This window comes from Arthrobacter sp. 05L44 (assembly GCF_056397605.1).
In genome coordinates this window covers 99,998-117,646 of record NZ_JBFTNS010000007.1, presented here as the reverse complement: position 1 = coordinate 117,646, position 17,649 = coordinate 99,998, and the positions used below count along the sequence as shown (strand labels likewise).

Sequence of the window (17,649 nt, the reverse complement as noted above, 5' to 3'; positions counted from 1 at the left end):
GGGCGCGGGGCGGTACGGTGACTGCGGCGCTCACAATCCGGCCCCCTTGCTCCGGCGGACCAGCCAGACGAACACGGGAGCGCCCACCAGTGCGGTCATGATTCCGGCCGGCACCTCACCCGGCAGCAGGATCACCCGCCCGGCAACGTCGGCGGCCAGGAGCAACACCGGGGCCAGCACCAGCGAGAACGGCAGGACCCAGCGGTAGTCGGGGCCGGTGAGGAAACGGACGGCGTGCGGAACCACCAGCCCCACGAACCCGATCGGTCCCGCCAGGGCCGTGGCCGAGCCGCACAGCAATACGACTCCCAGGGCTGTGATGCCCCGGGTGAGGCCAACGCGCTGCCCGAGACCGCTGGCGAGCTCGTCCCCGAGCGCCAGGCCGTTCAGGTTCCGGCCCGTGCCGAGCACAATGGACGCGCCCAGCAGCAGGAACGGGAGTCCGCCGCTGATGACGGACCAGTCGCGCCCGGCGATGCCGCCCACCTGCCAGAACCGGAACCGGTCCAGGGTGTCCTGGCTGGAGACAAGGATGACGTTCATCAGCGAATACAGTCCGGCGCTGAGTGCCGCGCCGGCGAGGGCCAGTTTGACCGGCGTCGCCCCGTCCCGGCCCAGCGACGCAATGAGGTACACGGCGGCGGCCGCCACGGCCGCGCCAAGGAACGCGAACCAGATGTAACCCTGCAGCGAGGAAATCCCGAAGACGTAGATTCCCGTCACCACGGCCAGGGCGGCCCCGGCGTTGACGCCGATAATGCCCGGGTCGGCGAGCGGGTTGCGGGCCACCCCCTGCATGGCCGCCCCGGCGAGCCCCAGGGCCCCGCCCACCAGCAGGCCCAGGACGGTGCGTGGGATGCGGGCGTGCACCACGGCGTGGTCGCCGTCGGCCGGATCGAAAGCAGTCAAGGCCTGCCACACTGTCCCGGGGCCAAGGCCGCGGGCGCCGACGGCTAGGGACGCCGCCGTCACCACGGCAAGGACGACGACGGCGGCCAGCAGCCACGCGGCGCGGCTCGCGCCCGCCGTACGGGGCGCCGGGTCCCGGGGCACGGCGGGCGCAGCGGGCACGGCCGGCTCAGCGGGGGCGGCAGGGTCCGCCGTCGTCGTCACAAGGCTCACGGGAAGGTGCCTACTTCGCTGCGGCAGCGGCTTTGTCGGCCGCGTCAGCGAGCTGCGGCAGGAATTTGTCCAGGGCCCACGGCAGGCTCAGCGGGGACGACGCCGAGATGGACAGCGTCAGGGTGTTGTCCGTGTCAGCGACGAGCGCGTTGTTTTTGACCGCCGGGATCTGGCCCAGCAGGGGGTCGTTCTTGATCGACTCCGCGGTCTTCGCGTCGGGAACCCAGCTGACAAAGACGTCGGAGCTGAGCTCGTTGGCTTTCTCAGCGGACCAGGGGATGAAGAATTCCTTGGAGTTCTGGGAGTTTTCGTCCACCACGGCGGCCTGTTTCATGCCGATCTCGCTGAGGAAGCGGGGCCGGTTGTCGTTGGCGGTGTAGACGTTGATGCCGTCGCTCTTGGCCGGCTCGAGGTTGCCGTAGATGAAGGTCTTGCCCGCCAGCTGGGGGTACTTCGAGACTTTGTCCTTGATGGTGGACTCGGTGTCGGTGACCAGCCGGGCGGCAGCGGCTTGCTTGCCGAGGGCCTTCCCGATCATGGCCGTGGAATCCTGCCATGACGTTCCGTACGCGACCTCCGGCTGGGCCACCACGGGTGCGATTTCGCTGAGCTTCCTGTAGTCCTCCTGTGTCAGCCCGGAGTAGGCGCCGAGGATGACGTCGGGGTTGAGTTTGGCAATCTCGGTGAAGTTGATCCCGTCGGCCTCGGAGAACTGGGCCGGTGCCTTGGCGGAGCCGAGTCCCGCGCCCAGCTTCTCCAGGGCAGCGTCCTTCCAGGGGGTGGATCCCTGGGCGTTGCCGCCCCACTCGTTCTTGGGCATCCCCGCGGGGACTACACCCAGGGCCAGGGCGACGTCGTCGTTGACCCACGACACGGTGACGACGCGTTGCGGCTGCGCCTTGATGGTGGTCTCCCCGTACACGTGCTTGATGGTGACCGGAAACGCGGAGTCCTCGGCAGGTGCTGCAGTGGCGGGCGTCGATGCCACCGGACCGGTGGAGCAGGCGGTCAGGCCAAGGCCGACGGCGGCCAGCAGTGCCGCGATCCTCACCGTGGCCTGGCGGAGGGGACGGCGGCCGGCGGTAGGGCCGGAGGGGCGGGGGAAGTCGGCGGAAGCCACGGAACTCCTTAGGTAAGTGATGCGAACCTAAGTAAGGCTAGCCTACCCTTCGAATAATTACGAAAGGTTTGAGTAACTTAATTGCTTGATCGAGAATACGCGCTGGTGAGTGGCATCCTGCTTGGGCCCCTGCAACGAACACCCAAGGTCCTGGCCCTGGTGGTCACTCGTTTAGACCCGCGGTGATTCGCATGCCGACACATGACTCGCTGGCAAGCCCTGTCACTTGCCCCTGCCATAGCCGCTACTTCTAAGCACCGCACTCACCACTGCAAATACGGTCGTTCAAGACCTACTCCCCGATTGCGCGCAGAGTTTCGGAACAGCCGAGCGTTCTCTCACTCCGTCTCTTAAAGCCACTGATCCAACCCCAGCGAGATGGAGCAGGGCGAGACAACTTTCCGAGACGCCGAGCACCTGACCCCCATCCGATCGGACGGCCGGCCTAAGGAGGCATAAAGGTGTCTCGAAAAACTCTTGTTTTCCGAGATGGTCATGTGGTCAGGCTTCGCAGGAATCCAGGTTGCTGTGAGCGCCCCCTCATCGTTCATTTCACCGTGCGGGTCATACGTACATCGCCCAGGCCAGCAACCGCGCGGAGCGTGGCGGCGGGCCTCCGCAGCACGGTGATCGACCGACTTACGGGCGCCGGTGCAAAATAACGTGATCACCGAATGACGCCACAAAGAGATCAGTCCGCAGTTGAGGAACGCTGCCGTCCAACGGGACGCGTTGTAGGCAGGCGTTCGGTGTGGGCCGCTTCTTACTCCCGCCTGAGGAGTACGTCGAGGATCTCACCGACCGCGACCTCGTCCAGTCCTTCCCGTCGGATCGGCTGGTTCGGATGCAGCTCATAGAAGTTGCGGCTCCCGACCCGGCGGCGGGTCAAGTAACCGCCCTCGACCAGATCCGAAACGATACGGTGCGCCGCCCGCTCTTGGACCCCCACGCTTTCGGCGATCTCACGTATGCGAATCCCGGGGTGGCGCGCGACGCAGTAGAGCGCGTGCAGGTGATTAGTCAGGAAACTCCATTCAGCCATGCCTCCAATTTTACTGTCATTAAAGACATGTGTCCATTGACCTGTCCGGCATAACGGCCTACCGTTGCAGGTATCGGCGCAGAATCTCCTACCGCCGACAGACTCGCGGACCTGGCCGAACTAGAGAGACCCCGCCCGCCGCTGTAACGCCAACGCCCCGATTGGGCAAGCGTTTATAGCCCAAGGAAGGGCCTCTCATGGGACAACAAACTTCATACCCACTCGCTCTCGACGGCGGGCAATCCCCAAAGCTGAGCCGTTGGCTGTGGCTCGTCAAATGGCTGCTGATCATCCCGCACATCATTGTTCTGTTCTTCCTGTGGATCGCTTTCCTGGTGCTCTCGGTGGTGGCGTTCTTCGCAATCCTGTTCAGCGGACGCTATCCGCGTGCAATTTTTGACTTCAACGTCGGCGTGCTGCGCTGGACGTGGCGGGTCAGCTTCTACTCCTACAGCGCCCTGGGCACCGACGTCTATCCGCCGTTCACGCTGGCCGACGATCCGGGCTATCCGGCACGGCTGTCCGTTGAATACCCGCAGTCGCTTTCCCGCGGACTCGTGCTGGTGAAATGGTGGCTGCTCGCGCTCCCGCATTACCTGATCATTGGTGTGTTCACCGGAGCCGCCTTCGCCGGCTATAACCAGGTGCGTGATGGCAACGCCTGGGCCTACGGCAGCGGACTGATCGGCCTGCTGGTCTGCATCGCCGGTCTCGTCCTGCTGTTTGCCGGCCGCTACCCCCGCGGGGTGTTCGACCTCCTCATGGGCATGAACCGCTGGGTGTTCCGCGTGACCGCCTACGCAGCGCTGATGACCGACCAATACCCGCCGCTCCGGCTCGACCTGGGCAGCAGTGAACCACCACCATCCGCTATCGCCTCTGACGACGCCCCAATGATGCCCGCACCGGTCATCCCATGACGCCGGTACCCAACGCCCGGAGTACGTCGCGCGCCACTGATCCGAACTCATCACCGCAAATACACACGGGAGCACCCCATGACTACCACCGAACGCTTCCTCCAGCCAACATCCGGGCCACCGGCGTCGCCTGTGCGGCTGGCGCGGATGGCGGGCCTGCTGTACCTTGTGGTCGCGATCCTCGGTGCGTTCGCACAGGTTGTGCGAGTGAATGTGTACGCGCCAGGGGACGCCGCGGCGACCGCGGCGAATATCGTGGCGAACGGCACCTTGGTGCGGCTCAGCTTCGCTGCCGACCTTGTACAAACGATGGTCTGGCTCGTGATGGCTGTGACACTCTATCGGCTGTTGGCCCACGCGGGTAAAAATATCGCCCGCGCCATGGTCGTCTTCGTCGCAGTCTCAGCCGCGATCACATGCCTGAACATGGTCAATCAGCTTGGGGCACTGCTCGTCGCGACGCAGACCTCCTACCTCACCGCTTTGGGAGCGGACGGCTCCCACGCGCTGGTCCTGCTCCTGATGGACCTACAACACTACGGCTACCTGATCGCCCAATTCACTTGGCTGTGGCTATTCGCTCTTGGCCTGCTCGGTTACCGATCCGGCCTGTTCCCCAAATGGCTTTCATTCGTGCTCATGCTCGCCACCGTTTGCTACGTCATCGACGCCCTGACACGGTTCCTCGCCCCCTCATTAGCGGACACATCAGCTGCCATCTTCATCCTGCCGGAGATCATTTGCGAGGTCTCACTGTTGGCCTATCTACTCATCCGCGGTGTGAAGACGCCCCGCACCACAGCTGCCGGGATCTCATCCGAACCTGAACCAGCTCGCTAACAGCGCACCGTCCAGGAGTAGCCATGGAACATATAGAGGCAAGGATTGACCTTCCGGCAGAACCGTCGGTGGTCTGGAAACACCTGATAGACACAGCATCGATGGCAAGCTGGAACCCCTTCATTACCTCCATGTCCGGGGTCCTCGCGGTCGGAGAACGTCTCCAGGTGCGCATCGCCCCGGCAGGGGGCAGACCGATGACGTTCAAGCCGCGGGTCACTATTGTCCAGCCCGATCAGCGCCTGGAGTGGCTCGGAACCATGGGCATCCCCGGACTCTTCGACGGCCGGCACTCATTCACACTGATTCCGCTCGAACAAGGCCGCACCCGCCTGGTGCAAGCAGAGACCTTTTCCGGAGCCCTCATCCCCTTCACCGGGAAACTCCTGCAGAGGACCGAGGCGGGCTTCCAAGCAATGAACACGGCCCTCCTGACCCGACTCAAGGTAGCTGCGGTAAAGGTCAGCGGCACCGAAGGAGTCGATCTCGCCTTTATCCATGCCCCAGAGCGAGCAGTCACGATCGATGGTCCACCGATTGGGTTTCTCCAGAACGACCGGAACGAGTCCGTCGACGGCAGCACGCCACAGGATCCAATCTTGGACAACACCGCGAACATCAGGCTGAACACGTCTGCGCCGCGCCCTCCAGACCGCTCCAGCGGGGTGCCTCGCCCTCACCAATACCCTGATCGCGACAAAGACCGGCGCACGCCGGATCCCCGGAATAACCAATCGATCTCCGGGTCAACCAATCAAAGGGAAGTAAACGCCATGTCGCGAAGGATGGTCGCAATCATCGTAGGGGCCTTGTTTGTCGTTCAAATGATCACTGCGGTGATCGGAAATTCTTTGATACAAAGCTTCGGGGACGGCGGTACCGCAACGGCACCGCCAACGATGGGCGTGCTGCTCATGCTGTGTTCAGGCCTTGCCGTGGTCGGCATCGGGCTGCTGATGTATCCGGTCCTGAAAACGGTCAACAGGGAACTGGCCCTCTGGTACCCGATCCTGAGGATCGTCGAGTTCATCGTCTCCACCGTGGGCGGTATCTACCTCTTGACCCAGCTGCACGTAGTCCCCAACCAGATGCTCTGGGTCTACATTCCAACAGGCCTCGGCGGTCTTGTCCTGTGCTACCTGCTCTACGTCTCCCGACTGGTTCCGCGACCCATCGCCGTCACTGGCCTCTTCGGATACCTCCTGCTCTCCCTGGGCGTCCTCCTTGACCTCCTCGGCGTTCTTGACATGAATGCCGGACCGGGACAGTTGATACTGCTCCCCGGCGGACTCTTCGAGGTCGTGCTCTTGCCGGTCTGGTTGATCGCCAAGGGCTTCAACTCCCCCTCACTTCGAGGGCAACTCAAGCCATACGCCGTAACGCCCTAACAGCCCCTTGCACTGTCCGCCCCTCCGGAAACGAGCAGACAAACCGCCACCGGTTTCTACCCACCGTTCCACCTCGATCTGGGAGAGAACGAACCACCACCGCGGACAGCCCACCCGGCCCGGCCGGGATCTACCGCCAAGAAATCCGATGCGGTTCCATCCCTGCCGCCCGCCGCAACGCACCTATTGATCCATCCACGTTCCAAGGAGCACGCCATGGCCGCCAACACCCACATCACTCCGCCGATCAAAGCACCCATCCCGCGGCGCCGCATGCACCCGACGAGGCAGATCTCCCTGGCCGCCGGCATCCTGTACGTGCTCACGTTCGTCTCCATCCCCACCCTCGCCCTCTACAAAGCGGTGAAGGATGACGCAGGTGCTTTCGTCCTGGGAACCGGCAGCACCGCCGGGGTGCAGTTGGGCGCCCTGTCCGAGGTCATTGTCGGTCTGGCCGGCATCGGCACCGCCGTGGTGCTCTATCCGGTGGCCAAGCGGGTCAGCCAAACCGCGGCCCTGGGGTTCGTGGCCGCTCGACTCGTGGAAACCTGCCTCATTTTCGTCAGCGTCGTCAGCCTGCTCACGATCCTCACCCTGCGGAACGACGTTGCCGGGACCGCCGGGACGGACTCCGCCTCGCTCGTCACAGTCAGTCATAGCCTCATGGCAACCTACAACTGGACATTCCTGCTCTCCCAAAGCCTGATGCCCGCGGCCTGCGACCTGCTCCTGGGCTACGTACTCTACCGCTCTGCCCTGGTGCCCCGGATCCTGCCGATCATCGCATTCATCGGCGCCCCGCTGCTCCTGGCCTCTGACATCGCAATCTACTTCGGCGCCTACGGCGCGGTGTCCCCGATCGCCGTTCTTGCCGCACTGCCCGTCGCCGTGTTCGAACTGTCCCTAGGTATCTGGCTGATCGTCAAAGGTTTCAAGCCAACGCCGCTGACCACCGACCACGCCGACACCAGCCAGTCCACAGCAACCTGAGGGGAATAACCCCGTTTTTGTTGACGCCCTCAGGCTAAGGCTGGTTGACTGCACCGCCCGCTAAAGGATCGGCTTACGGGCAGCCGTAGAAGGACGAATTCGGCGCCTCTACTCTTGCTGATGCGGTGGGGGGTCCTTGCGATGGGACTGGACGTGAGTTGATTGGACGGCCGAACCGCTTCCGGCAACGATAGAGGGGTGAACGAAGGACACGACGTTTCGGATCTAACATTCTTCACACGCATGCCAGGTCCATACCGGGTGGGTGTGCTCATTTTCGGCTTGCTCACGACGTCTGCGGTTGTGATTCCGTTGAGCGCTGAGATCCCGATAGTGACGAGCCTGGTCCTCGCGATTTTGCTTGCAGCTCTGTTCACTGCCGTCTTTTTGATGCGAGCGGTCGTGCACCTTGTGGTGCGTGGGGTGCATATTCGGGTCGCGGGTGTCTTCACGACGACCATCCTCTATGACCAGATAACAGGGGCTGCCCCCGACCGGACCACGGGAATCCGCGAGGGAATGGGCTTGCGCATACTGCCGAATAAGACGACTGGCTACTTGGTGGGGGCCCCTCCGTGCGTATCAACGCCCGCGGAGGTACCGCTGTCCTAGTCTCATCAAGCACCCCGAACGAGCTTTCAGAAGCTGTTGTGCGTCGTTCATAAGGGACGACACGGTTGAGGACGGGCGCCGAGGATCCCAACCCGAGCGGTGGCAACGGCACGCATGAAAGGCTAACATCCGTGAGCATAGCGGCGTAGTTAAAGTACGCCCGCTGAAGGATTCCCTATCGGGCGCCAAGGCGTCCACAGAACCTTGGGCCTGCCGGCAGAGTCAGCTGCGATCGGCACGTAGGCGTCGGAGGCGCCGATACGCGCGGGCACGCGTCGAAAACCTTCGAAACTGACCGCGGAAATACCAGGTCAGAGCGAGCCCGAGGATGACGAGCGGGAGCAGCTCCGGGGCGAGGGCGAACGTGCCGAAGACGATGTCGAACGCCTCGAATCCGATCAGCGAGCCGGCCGCGAACCAGACCCACCCGCCGAACAGAGTGGCTCGCATAGCCGCACGGCGAAAGAGCCGACGCGCGAGCCTCCAAAGCAGTCCAAGGCGGCGGCGCGCCGGCCAGCGGTACCTCGGAGGCTTGCTTCGGAGTGGGAGTGAGGAGAAAAGGGTATCGGGGGACATGGCGATGAGCTCCTTGTGGCGGCAGTCAGAGAAGTGTTCTGAAGGTCGTCCGGGAGGGGCAGCGCACGCAACGCGGAGGCACGTTCCAGCCGTGTACGGCTAGAGTGCCGGAATCAGTCGGAGTCGGATTCTAGAGGGCTGCGTGGAGGCTCCCGGGGCGACGGGGACGTCCGCCCGGAGCGCGGGGACCTGTCCCACCGACGGGTGCGGATAGAACCAAAGATAGGAAGCCTGGACCGTGCAGGTCACGCTGACCCAGCGCGACAGAGTGGGCCCCTGGAGCCGGAAGGGTGCAGAGCAGAGCGCGGAAAGTATGCGCCATGAGGATTGCCAGGGCAACGACCAGAGCAACGAGAACGAGAGCCGGTACCGGAGGCACACCCGCGCTGGCCGTCGTGCGGATCGCAACGTCGGCCTGGACGAAACGCTCCAACAAGCCCCACCCGAGTAATAGCACTGTTCCTCCCCCAATCGCCCTCACGCTAACACCGGCTGAGCGGCCGATCAACGATCCCTTATCGGACACTGCCCACGCTGGTGCGCCATCACGGTCTCGCGCCAGCTTCAATCCGGCTGTGTTTCGCAACCGTTGCCCGTGGTTGCCCCGTGCCGACTATTAGGCTGGCGCCATGAAATTGTTGCCCAATGCTGCGCCCGGTGAATGGCTCAAGCCTCTGATGGATACCGTGTGGCATGACATGCACGCTGTTGTGCCACGGGGCTTCCCCGCCTACGCCAGGATCTTCCATCCGGTGACGCGGGACCGCCCGCAAGACACCGGCACGTGGCACGGACATCCCGTAACGGACGTCTTCCCCCTCGACGAGGAACAGGTCCGCTGGTCAGCCGTGGCGGGTGCGTTCGGGACCAAGATGCACCCGTTGGCCCAATTCCACCGACTCCTTGGGCAAGCACCGAGCCGGCAGGAAACATTCGACAGCGAGGGCTGGCGCTATTCGGAACCCCTAACCGGCAACCTCGCACCGGACACACTGGCAGCAGTGGCTGCCCGCCTCTGTGAACACACCTCCACACCAACCAAGGGCGTGACCGCCATATGGGAAGGATGGGGAGGCCTGACAAGTTCCATCGGCTATGCCCAGCTCACTTTTTCAGACGACAGGACTCCCGTGGAAAATACCTCCGATTCTGCCGCACTGAACACGGGACCTGGTTCGGGCCTTCTACCGGCAGAGGTGGTCAACGGAGAAACACTGAACCTGCCGGGGCGCGCCCACTACCTCTTCAATGCAGCGCCACAGTTTTACCGTGACCCCGGGTGGGTGAATCATGTCCCATGGCACCATTCCCCGCAATTTCCGCAGTCACCGAGCATCCTGTGGCCAGCTGACAGAAGTTGGGTCATGGTGACGGAAATAGACTTCGACTCCACAGTGGTCGCCGGCAGCCATGAACTCGTATCGGCACTAGTGCGGGACCCCGCCATCGAAGCGCTGCCCCTGAATGAGGGAGCAGACCTGACCTGGGACGCCGACGTTCCCAACCGTCCCGGGCAGTAGCCAAGTCTTCACTTCAAGGCCCCTCAAATGGTGCCGGACCACCTGAACCGTCTGCCCCGGCAACGTGGGGGGCTAGTTCCGCGGTGGCGTAAAGGGAGTTGAGCTGGCGGTAGAGGATTCGGGCGATGTAGCGCTTGAGGGATCTGCGGATTTCGCGGTAGCTGCGGCCTTCTTGGGCGCGTCTGGCGACGTAGTCCCGGGTTCCGGGGTCGTGCACCATTCGGGTCATGGTGATGGTGTGCAAGGCTCGGTTGAGGCGCCTATCACCGCCCCGGTTGAGCCTGTGCCGGACAGTGTTACCGCTTGAGGCTGGCAAGGGATTCACCCCTGCCATTGAGGCAAAAGCAGCTTCACTGCGAACCCTTCCTGGATGCGACCAAGCTGTCAGGACAGCAGCGACCGTGACGGCCCGGCGCCCACCATCTCCAACAGCGGCGCCGCTGGGCTTTCCTGGATCAGCTCTGTCATACGCTTCTGGTTCGCAGCCAGCTGGGTGGTCACTTCGAGAACGCGCCGCGCCAACCGAACTGCTTCCCCGCGCGCGATGGACAGTTCGATCTGCTCCTGTCGTTCCCGCCATCTGGTGATCGTGGCGATCTGGGCCGGCACCAGAGGTTTGCGGGCGTCGATTCCCAGATCGTGTGCCCGGAGTAAGGCGATGAGTGCATTGACATTCATTGTTCGGTCCCGGGTCAACTGGTCCCGGGCTGCGCTCAGGATCCTGAGCCCGGCACGGGTTCCTTCATCCCGGCGCGGGGCTCGGAGCTGGGACTCCTCTAAGGCCAGGACTGCGGTTCCGATGGCTGCGGCGTCCAGCGGGTCGGATTTGCCGATTCCCCGGCGCCCGCGGGCGTTCATCCGTGGAGCTTCGGCGACGTCATAGCCGGCATCGGTTACTGCCCTGGCCACGCGCGCCCCGTAAGAGCCGATACCCTCGACGGCCCATAGACAGGCGACATCGCCGTCTGTCCGTCGGCCTACCCAGGCAAGTGCTCGGGAAATCCCTGCCGGGGTGGTCGGAAACTGCTCGCACGCGATACGTCGCTTGGTGCTGGCCTCGATGATGGCGTAGGTGTGGGTGCGGGCGTGGCAGTCCACGCCGATGACGAACGGGCAAGACTGGCCGCATAGCGACCGGCACTGGACCTGGGAAGTATCACTTCGAGGCAAAACTGTGATGAGCCACAACCTCAAGAGGCTGGGCAAGCTTCTAATCAAGCCACCGACGTGAGACAGGTCAACGCCGGCCGCTCCACCCAGCGCGGACAGGTCGGGGGAAACGCACCCTGGGGGCAATTGTTTTTTCGAGTCACGCGCCAGGCAGAACGACCGGCATCAACACTGCCAGCTAGTCCCAGACCAGCCACGTAAAGACTCACAGTTGTTTTTTGGCTGCTGGCGGAGCTTGCGGAGCTGTGCCCGACGGAGGCCTGTCTACCCGCAGGGCAAGGGAAAGGAAATTCCCGAAGGAAATAAGCGACGAAGGAGCGCCGGAGGGACATTTCCTGCACCGCAGGCCCCGACGAAGGAGGGGCTAGACGGGCTGGAGCGGGCACGTACGATCCGAAGGAATCTCAATGATGTTGTCAACGGATGCTGGCGTGCGGTTCCGGATGTCCCGGCCGGTTGGCGGCCGGGACATCCGGGGGTTTTCTAGTCCGCCCAGCCGGGGTAGGGCTTCCGGTCCTCAGCGGGCAATTCGGCGGCCGTGGCCGGGAGGTTCTCCGGGCCGTCTGACTGGCCGGAGGCCCAGTGGAAAAACACTTCGGCGGTGATTGCTTCGAAGCAGGCGTCCTGGGACCGGAACCAGTGTGTGGAGGTGTCGCCCTCGACGTAGGTGCCGTAACTGAACAGTTCCCCGTTGCCGTCCCGGGTGCGGGCGACGGCGAAGATGATGTACGGCCAGGATCCGGCGTCCCATCCTTCGCTGCCCCAGTTCGGCAGCACGGACCAGCCGGTGCCCTCGAGGGTGTCCATCCAGTCGTAGCCGTCCCCCGCCCGGTCGTCGGCGGGAAGGACAGGGGCGGAGACCGGTTCGGCGGTGTCGCCTGTGGTCGCGTGGGTCAATGTTTGGGTGTTCATGTGGTGATGCTCCGTTTCGCTGGGGCGGGTGCCTGGAGTACCGGCTTCCCTCTCCCCCACCATGTTTTTTGCCTGCGGGCGGAGCATCGCGTAGCTGTGTCCGACGGAGCCGGGGCAACCCGCAGGGCAAGCAGCGGGTGGCTTGTGGGAGGAAAAAAGCGCAGCGCCGACGCGAGCCCTCCGGTGCGCTGCCGTCCGCAGGACGGTTGCGGCGGTGGAGCGGGCACGTAGGATCCAACGGACAGCAGCAAAGTTCTTTCGCTCTTGTTTGATACCGCTGGAAGAAGTGCGCCGGACGGTGCCCGCGCGACCCTCCACCCTGCCCATTTTTCGGCTTGCACGCCGCAGCCCCGGGGTCGCTGATGCTGATCCTGCACGCCGCAGCGACTCTGGCCACCGCCCTGGTGCTGGCCCGGGGCGAGGCAGCTGTGTGGGCTTTGGCCGCGTGGCTGAGACCCCTGATCCGGATCCTGACAGCGGTGGTCATTCCTGACTGGCCGCACGTTCCGGCCCCGCGCCTGACCTTCATTCCTTCCCGGTGGAGAAACCTCCGGCTGCCTGCCCTGCGCAGGCCGCCGGGCGTTCAGCCCGCTCTCTGAGCGGGACCTGACCCTACGCCGCTGACCCGGCCGGACCCTGCCCATCCCATAGGCAGAAACTCCGGTGTCGGGGGATCAGCCGTGACCCTCTCATATGCGCCGCCGCACGAGCGGCCCGTTCGCGCACCCACTTTTTGGAAGGCATGTTCATAAAACCTCAATCCGTCGTACCCTCAAAACCCTCACCGCCGCCACCGCAACGGCGGGGATGATCGTCCTGGGCGCCACCGCCGCTTCCGCCCACGTCACCGTGAACCCTGACGACACTGGCGCCAACGGCTACACGCACCTGACGTTCAACGTCCCGAACGAATCCCCGACCGCGAAGACCAGCAAGCTCGAAGTCAAACTGCCCACCGATACCCCGTTCACTTCGGTCTCGGTCAAACCTGTCGAGGGCTGGAGCGTCCAGGTCATCACCAGCGACCTGCCCAAGCCGGTCACCGTTTCCGGAACGACAGTCACCAAGGCCCCGAGCTCCGTGGTCTGGACCGCCGACGCAACACACCAGCTCGGACAGAACGAATACCAGGCGTTCTCCCTCTCCGTTGGCAGGCTACCGGCAGCGGGCACGACCGTGACCCTGAAAGCCGCCCAGACCTACACCGACGGGACCGTCGTGAACTGGGATGAGGAAAGCGCTCAGGGCCAGCCTGAACCCAAGCACCCGGCCCCGTCATTCACCACCACCGCCGAGGACGGAGCAGCCGCTGAATCTCCGGCTGCAGCGTCCCCGGCGGCCGCGGCCCGGACCTCGAAGGCTTCCAGCGACGGAGCTTCGGTGTGGGGCGTTGTCCTGGGGGCAGCCGGATTCGTCCTCGGCGCAGCCGCGCTGGGACTGGTCCTTGCCGGCCGGCGCACCCGGACCGCCGAAAAGTAAGGACGCCGCCCGGGCTGTGGCGGGGTGGGCACCGTCCCGCCACAGCCCCACGGATCCCGCTCCCGAAAGGACCCCTCATGAAAACAACACACCCTCGCGGGCCAAGACGCACGCTTGGGCGATGCCTGCTGATCGTGGTCACGGCAGCGTTCCTGATGGTTCCCGCCGCGGCGGCACAGGCCCACGATGTCCTCGAGACCACCGACCCGGCCAACGGCTCCACGATCCGCACCGTGCCCGCCAGGATCGGTCTGACCTTCGACCACACCCCCCTTGCCATCGGATCCGTCATCCGGGTGCAGGATTCTAAGGGCACCGACCAGGCCGATGGGCCCGTGGCCATCGTCGATAACCACGTCACCCAGGCCGTCAAAGCCGACGCCCCGGAAGGAAAATACACGGTCGTCTGGCGGGTCGTTTCCTCCGACGGCCACCCCATCGAAGGAACCTTCACCTTCAGAGCCGGCGTCGCGAACGCCACCACCGCGGCGACGCCATCGACGTCCGCCGCCGCGTCAGGCACCGGAGCGGGCATCCGGGCCGAACTAGTCACGGCCGGTGCGGTCGGGATCGTCCTGGTGATCGCATTCGTTGCGGGGGCCATCTTCATCAGACGCCGGCTCTCCATCGGGGCGCGGTAGCCAGCTCAATGCCCCGCACGTCAGTCGCAGACTGATCGCGTTGGGCTCACCGCAGTTGAGTATCAGGGCCACGCGGTGTTCCATTGTTTCTTCCCTCCGGCCCCCGGTACTCTCGCCCTATGGACAGACCGGTCCTGGGCTCCGGAGAGACCCCGCCGACACCGCTGGTGCGGTTGGGTGATACGTCCGCGCGGGACAATGTGAACCGGTCTGCGGCGGGCTTCCGCCGGGCGACCATGGTGCTTGCGGCCGCCCTCGTGATTGTGGTGGCTTTCTTCTTCCGCACACTGGTGCCGGAAGCTACTGCCGGCATTGAGGGCGCCGCCAGGGACTTTTTCACGCTCTCGATCAGCGTGGTGATCGAGTCTCTGCCTTTCGTGTTCCTCGGGATTTTGGTCTCGATCCTGGTGCAAATCTGGCTGCCCGCCGACTTTCTCTTCCGCCGGCTGCCGGCCTCGCCCGTCCTGCGGCGCTTGCTGCTCTCCCTGCTGGGGATGCTGATGCCCGTGTGCGAATGCGGAAATGTCCCGATGGCGCGCGGGCTGATGGTCAACGGGCTGACGGTGGGCGAATCAATGACGTTTCTGTTCGCGGCCCCCATCCTGAACCCCATCACGATCATCACCACCCAGCAGGCATTCGGGTGGGACAACGGCATCCTGGCGGGGCGGATCGCCGGGGGGTTCTTCATCGCCAACCTTGTCGGCTGGATGTACCGGGACCGACCGACCGGAAGCGTTCTAACGCCCGGATTCGAGCAAACCTGCGCAACCGAAGGTCATCACCACCGGACCGAAGGAAAAGTCAGGCAAAGTATCCAACTCTTTACCCGGGAAACGAACGCGATGATGCCGGCCCTATTCATCGGCGCAGGACTGGCCGGACTCATTCAGGTCGGCATCCCGCGGGAAGTGATGGTGACGCTCGGCAGTGACCCCGTATGGTCCGTGCTGGCACTGATGGCCCTCGCCTTCGTGGTCGCCATCTGTTCCACCGTCGACGCGTTCTTCATTCTTTCCTTCGGTGCGACGTTCCTTCCCGGCGCGGTGGTGGGATTCCTCGTGTTCGGTCCGATGATCGACGTGAAGATGCTCGCCCTGCTGCGCACCACGTTTACGACCAAAACCCTGCTCCACCTGACCTTGGTCATCGGGCTCTGCTCCGCCGTGCTGGGATGGGCGGTGAACCTTGCTTTTTAAAGGCTTCGCCGGCCGCCACGGCGTGATGCTCAGCCTGATCGGGATCATCGCGACGCTCTGGCTGGCAATCACCGGCAAACTCGACCTGTATATCCACCCGCGGTACACCGTTTTCACCGTGACCATGACCCTGATCGCGGCCTCAGCCGCCCTGTCCGCGTTCGTCATGGTCCCAGCAGCCCACGACCGACACCCGGAACCAGCAAAGACACCCGGCCGCCTCCGGGCAGCCGGCAGCCTGCTGATCGTGTCCGCCGCCCTTATCGGCCTCTTGTTCCTACCGCCGGCAACCTTGAGCTCCGCCGCGGCCAATCAGCGGGACCTAAACGTCTCGGGCACCCTGGGCCGGTACCAGACCAGCACCCTGATGGCAGATGATCCGGCGACCTTCAACATCCGCGGCTGGGCGTCGTTACTGCGCTACAGCCCCGGAGACGCCTACTTCACCGGTAAAACAGCTACCGTCACCGGGTTCGTCACGGCGGACAAGGACGACCCCGCCAACACCTTCTACGTCACCCGCTTTGTGGTCACCTGCTGCACCGTCGACGCGCAACCGGTGGGTGTTCCCGTCCACCTCCCCGGCTGGCAAAAACTCTACAAAACCGACAGCTGGGTCACCGTCAGCGGCCAATTCAGCCCCAACCCGGGGCATGACAGCGCCTCCCATCTTCTTCTCAACCCCGGACAGATCGCCGCAACCACCCAACCCCAACAGCCCTACGTCTACTAGAGGCAATCCGCACGCCGGACCGCAGGGCGGGCCCGTCACGGGGCCGGGCGGGCTCCCAGCGCCGGGCCCGGAGTGTAGGGGGTGCCGTCGTGGAGCATGGCCCAAAGGACGTTCAGCCGCCGTCTGGCGAGGGAGAGCATGGCCTGGATGTGGGTTTTCCCTTCGGTGCGTTTTCGGTCGTAGTAGGTCCGGGAAGCCGGGCAGCTTTTCAGCGCCGAAAGCCCGGAAAGGTAGAAGACGCGCAGCAGCCTGCGGTCGTAGCGGCGAGGCCGGTGGTGGTTGCCGCTGATTCTCCCTGAATCCCTGGGGGCCGGTGCCAGTCCTACGACGCCGGCGAATCGGTCGGCGGTCTGGAAGACGGTGAGGTCACCGCCGGTGGCGCCAAGGAACTCGGCGGCCAGAACTGGTCCGAACCCTGGCATGCTCAACAGCACCTCGGTGTGCTGGCGTTCGGTGACTTTCTCGCTGATCAGTGCATCGAGTGCGGCGAGTTCCTCGTTCAGGGTCAGGATTTCCCGGGCGAGTGCGGCGACGATCTGTTCCCCGAGGTGCTGGGCCGGGACGGTGGTGTGCTGGGATTTCGCGGCCTCGACGGCGGCTGCGGCAACTGCTGCGGAGGAGCGGGTGGCGTGTTTCTTCAGCCAGGCGTGCAGCCTGGTTTGGCCGGTGCGGCGGATCCCGTCCGGGGTGCGGTGCTTGGTCAACAGCAGCAGCGCTCCTTTGGAGCGGCTGTAGTCGAAGGCCCGTTCCAGGGCGGGGAAGTATTCGAGCAGCTGGGCCTGCAGGCGGTTGATTGCCCGGACCCGGTCCGCGGATTTGTCGGCCCGCCGGGCGGTGAGGATCCGCAGCCCGGTGCTGACCTCGTCACCGGCCCGCAGGGGTTGGAGGTCTTTGCGCATCCTGGCCTGGTCGGCGATGACGGCGGCGTCTTTGGCGTCAGTCTTGCCATCGCCACGGTAAATTTTGGAGGCGTGGTGCACGGTCCGGCCGGGAATGTAGAGGATGTTCTGGCCGTGGGCGACGAGGATGGCGATCAGCAAGGCCGGTCCCCCGTGGTTCAGGTCGGTCGCCCAGGTGACCTCATCTCCGGCCGCGAGTTTGAGGACGTTGACGATGAGGTCCAGCAGGGCTGGTTCGTCGTTGGGGATTTTCTGCGAGAGCAGCCGTGTTCCGTCGGCGTCGATCACGACGCAGTGGTGATCGACGCCGACGTCGATTCCGGCCCACAATTTTGTCAAAACAGCCTCCAGTCTGTCGGATGGGTGGAACCCGGCAGATAACCGCGCCGTCGTGTCCTTATCCGGCGATCATGTCGCGTTTCTCAATCAGCGGTCGGGTCATCGCGTGGTGGCGGGTGGCCAATCCTTCGGAGCCGTCACGGATGA

Annotated in this window: 16 protein-coding genes and 1 pseudogene; 10 read left to right on the top strand and 7 right to left on the bottom strand. The window is 64.3% G+C overall.

Annotated features, from left to right (window positions below; translation table 11 throughout):
- Nucleotides 1-30: 30 nt before the first annotated feature.
- The 3 genes from AC1DHY_RS13615 to AC1DHY_RS13605 all read right to left on the bottom strand — a co-directional run bounded on the left by AC1DHY_RS13615 (nucleotide 31) and on the right by AC1DHY_RS13605 (nucleotide 3,284).
- Complete coding sequence (locus AC1DHY_RS13615; RefSeq protein ID WP_476903769.1) at nucleotides 31-1,071, bottom strand: FecCD family ABC transporter permease; 1,041 nt, start codon at nucleotides 1,069-1,071, stop codon at nucleotides 31-33.
- A 61-nt stretch (nucleotides 1,072-1,132) separates the two neighbouring features.
- The gene (locus tag AC1DHY_RS13610) at nucleotides 1,133-2,173 is read right to left on the bottom strand and encodes an iron-siderophore ABC transporter substrate-binding protein (protein ID WP_476880149.1); all 1,041 of its coding nucleotides are present in this window, start codon (nucleotides 2,171-2,173) and stop codon (nucleotides 1,133-1,135) included.
- Nucleotides 2,174-3,005: 832 nt separating this feature from the next.
- A complete protein-coding gene (locus AC1DHY_RS13605; RefSeq protein WP_307424833.1) occupies nucleotides 3,006-3,284 on the bottom strand; it encodes a helix-turn-helix transcriptional regulator in 279 nt (92 codons plus the stop codon).
- 197 nt (nucleotides 3,285-3,481) lie between these two features.
- Between AC1DHY_RS13605 and AC1DHY_RS13600 the strand changes: the two genes are divergently transcribed.
- The 4 genes from AC1DHY_RS13600 (at nucleotide 3,482) to AC1DHY_RS13585 (ending at nucleotide 7,422) form a co-directional block, all read left to right on the top strand.
- Nucleotides 3,482-4,204 (top strand): DUF4389 domain-containing protein, encoded by a 723-nt coding sequence (locus tag AC1DHY_RS13600; protein ID WP_476880145.1) that lies wholly within the window; start codon nucleotides 3,482-3,484, stop codon nucleotides 4,202-4,204.
- Between the two features lie 78 nt (nucleotides 4,205-4,282).
- Nucleotides 4,283-5,044, top strand: coding sequence for a DUF4386 domain-containing protein (locus AC1DHY_RS13595; RefSeq protein ID WP_476880146.1), 762 nt, complete (start codon nucleotides 4,283-4,285; stop codon nucleotides 5,042-5,044).
- 23 nt (nucleotides 5,045-5,067) lie between these two features.
- Nucleotides 5,068-6,432, top strand: a complete 1,365-nt coding sequence (locus AC1DHY_RS13590; protein WP_476903767.1) for a DUF4386 family protein — start codon at nucleotides 5,068-5,070, stop codon at nucleotides 6,430-6,432.
- A 216-nt stretch (nucleotides 6,433-6,648) separates the two neighbouring features.
- Entirely contained in the window at nucleotides 6,649-7,422 is a 774-nt protein-coding gene (locus tag AC1DHY_RS13585; RefSeq protein WP_476903766.1) for a DUF4386 domain-containing protein, read from the top strand.
- Between the two features lie 834 nt (nucleotides 7,423-8,256).
- Here the strand turns inward: AC1DHY_RS13585 and AC1DHY_RS13580 are convergent.
- Nucleotides 8,257-8,484 carry a hypothetical protein gene (locus AC1DHY_RS13580; RefSeq protein ID WP_476880040.1) on the bottom strand — a complete coding sequence of 76 codons (228 nt, stop codon included), beginning with the start codon at nucleotides 8,482-8,484 and terminating at the stop codon, nucleotides 8,257-8,259.
- A 755-nt stretch (nucleotides 8,485-9,239) separates the two neighbouring features.
- Here AC1DHY_RS13580 and AC1DHY_RS13575 point away from each other — a divergent pair.
- Nucleotides 9,240-10,130: a hypothetical protein gene (locus AC1DHY_RS13575; RefSeq protein ID WP_476880039.1), complete on the top strand. Its 891-nt coding sequence runs from the start codon at nucleotides 9,240-9,242 to the stop codon at nucleotides 10,128-10,130.
- A gap of 13 nt (nucleotides 10,131-10,143) precedes the next feature.
- Here AC1DHY_RS13575 and AC1DHY_RS13570 read toward each other — a convergent pair.
- Nucleotides 10,144-11,300, bottom strand: a pseudogene (locus tag AC1DHY_RS13570) (IS110 family RNA-guided transposase).
- Nucleotides 11,301-11,783: 483 nt separating this feature from the next.
- Nucleotides 11,784-12,212: a hypothetical protein gene (locus AC1DHY_RS13565; protein ID WP_476880038.1), complete on the bottom strand. Its 429-nt coding sequence runs from the start codon at nucleotides 12,210-12,212 to the stop codon at nucleotides 11,784-11,786.
- 335 nt (nucleotides 12,213-12,547) lie between these two features.
- Between AC1DHY_RS13565 and AC1DHY_RS13560 the strand changes: the two genes are divergently transcribed.
- From AC1DHY_RS13560 to AC1DHY_RS13540, 5 genes are all read left to right on the top strand, one after another.
- The gene (locus tag AC1DHY_RS13560) at nucleotides 12,548-12,811 is read left to right on the top strand and encodes a hypothetical protein (RefSeq protein ID WP_476880037.1); all 264 of its coding nucleotides are present in this window, start codon (nucleotides 12,548-12,550) and stop codon (nucleotides 12,809-12,811) included.
- 208 nt (nucleotides 12,812-13,019) lie between these two features.
- Complete coding sequence (locus AC1DHY_RS13555; protein WP_476880036.1) at nucleotides 13,020-13,691, top strand: YcnI family copper-binding membrane protein; 672 nt, start codon at nucleotides 13,020-13,022, stop codon at nucleotides 13,689-13,691.
- Between the two features lie 77 nt (nucleotides 13,692-13,768).
- Nucleotides 13,769-14,332: a copper resistance CopC family protein gene (locus AC1DHY_RS13550; RefSeq protein WP_476903765.1), complete on the top strand. Its 564-nt coding sequence runs from the start codon at nucleotides 13,769-13,771 to the stop codon at nucleotides 14,330-14,332.
- A gap of 119 nt (nucleotides 14,333-14,451) precedes the next feature.
- On the top strand, nucleotides 14,452-15,531 hold the full coding sequence (locus AC1DHY_RS13545) for a permease (RefSeq protein ID WP_476903764.1): 1,080 nt from the start codon (nucleotides 14,452-14,454) through the stop codon (nucleotides 15,529-15,531).
- Nucleotides 15,521-16,264 (top strand): TIGR03943 family putative permease subunit, encoded by a 744-nt coding sequence (locus tag AC1DHY_RS13540; protein ID WP_476903763.1) that lies wholly within the window; start codon nucleotides 15,521-15,523, stop codon nucleotides 16,262-16,264. The genes AC1DHY_RS13545 and AC1DHY_RS13540 overlap by 11 nt, the downstream gene beginning before the upstream one ends.
- Before the next feature lie 35 nt (nucleotides 16,265-16,299).
- On the opposite strand, the gene AC1DHY_RS13535 is transcribed toward AC1DHY_RS13540, so the two are convergent.
- Nucleotides 16,300-17,502 carry an IS110 family RNA-guided transposase gene (locus AC1DHY_RS13535; RefSeq protein WP_476880131.1) on the bottom strand — a complete coding sequence of 401 codons (1,203 nt, stop codon included), beginning with the start codon at nucleotides 17,500-17,502 and terminating at the stop codon, nucleotides 16,300-16,302.
- Between the last annotated feature and the right edge of the window lie 147 nt (nucleotides 17,503-17,649).

Excerpts from the sequence above, each read along its gene's own strand:
- AC1DHY_RS13605 (WP_307424833.1), bottom strand. The coding sequence starts at position 3,284 with ATGGCTGAATGGAGTTTCCTGACTAATCACCTGCACGCGCTCTACTGC.
- AC1DHY_RS13600 (WP_476880145.1), top strand. The coding sequence starts at position 3,482 with ATGGGACAACAAACTTCATACCCACTCGCTCTCGACGGCGGGCAATCC.
- AC1DHY_RS13595 (WP_476880146.1), top strand. The coding sequence starts at position 4,283 with ATGACTACCACCGAACGCTTCCTCCAGCCAACATCCGGGCCACCGGCG.
- AC1DHY_RS13590 (WP_476903767.1), top strand. The coding sequence starts at position 5,068 with ATGGAACATATAGAGGCAAGGATTGACCTTCCGGCAGAACCGTCGGTG.
- AC1DHY_RS13585 (WP_476903766.1), top strand. The coding sequence starts at position 6,649 with ATGGCCGCCAACACCCACATCACTCCGCCGATCAAAGCACCCATCCCG.
- AC1DHY_RS13580 (WP_476880040.1), bottom strand. The coding sequence starts at position 8,484 with ATGCGAGCCACTCTGTTCGGCGGGTGGGTCTGGTTCGCGGCCGGCTCG.
- AC1DHY_RS13575 (WP_476880039.1), top strand. The coding sequence starts at position 9,240 with ATGAAATTGTTGCCCAATGCTGCGCCCGGTGAATGGCTCAAGCCTCTG.
- AC1DHY_RS13565 (WP_476880038.1), bottom strand. The coding sequence starts at position 12,212 with ATGAACACCCAAACATTGACCCACGCGACCACAGGCGACACCGCCGAA.
- AC1DHY_RS13555 (WP_476880036.1), top strand. The coding sequence starts at position 13,020 with ATGATCGTCCTGGGCGCCACCGCCGCTTCCGCCCACGTCACCGTGAAC.
- AC1DHY_RS13550 (WP_476903765.1), top strand. The coding sequence starts at position 13,769 with ATGAAAACAACACACCCTCGCGGGCCAAGACGCACGCTTGGGCGATGC.
- AC1DHY_RS13545 (WP_476903764.1), top strand. The coding sequence starts at position 14,452 with ATGGACAGACCGGTCCTGGGCTCCGGAGAGACCCCGCCGACACCGCTG.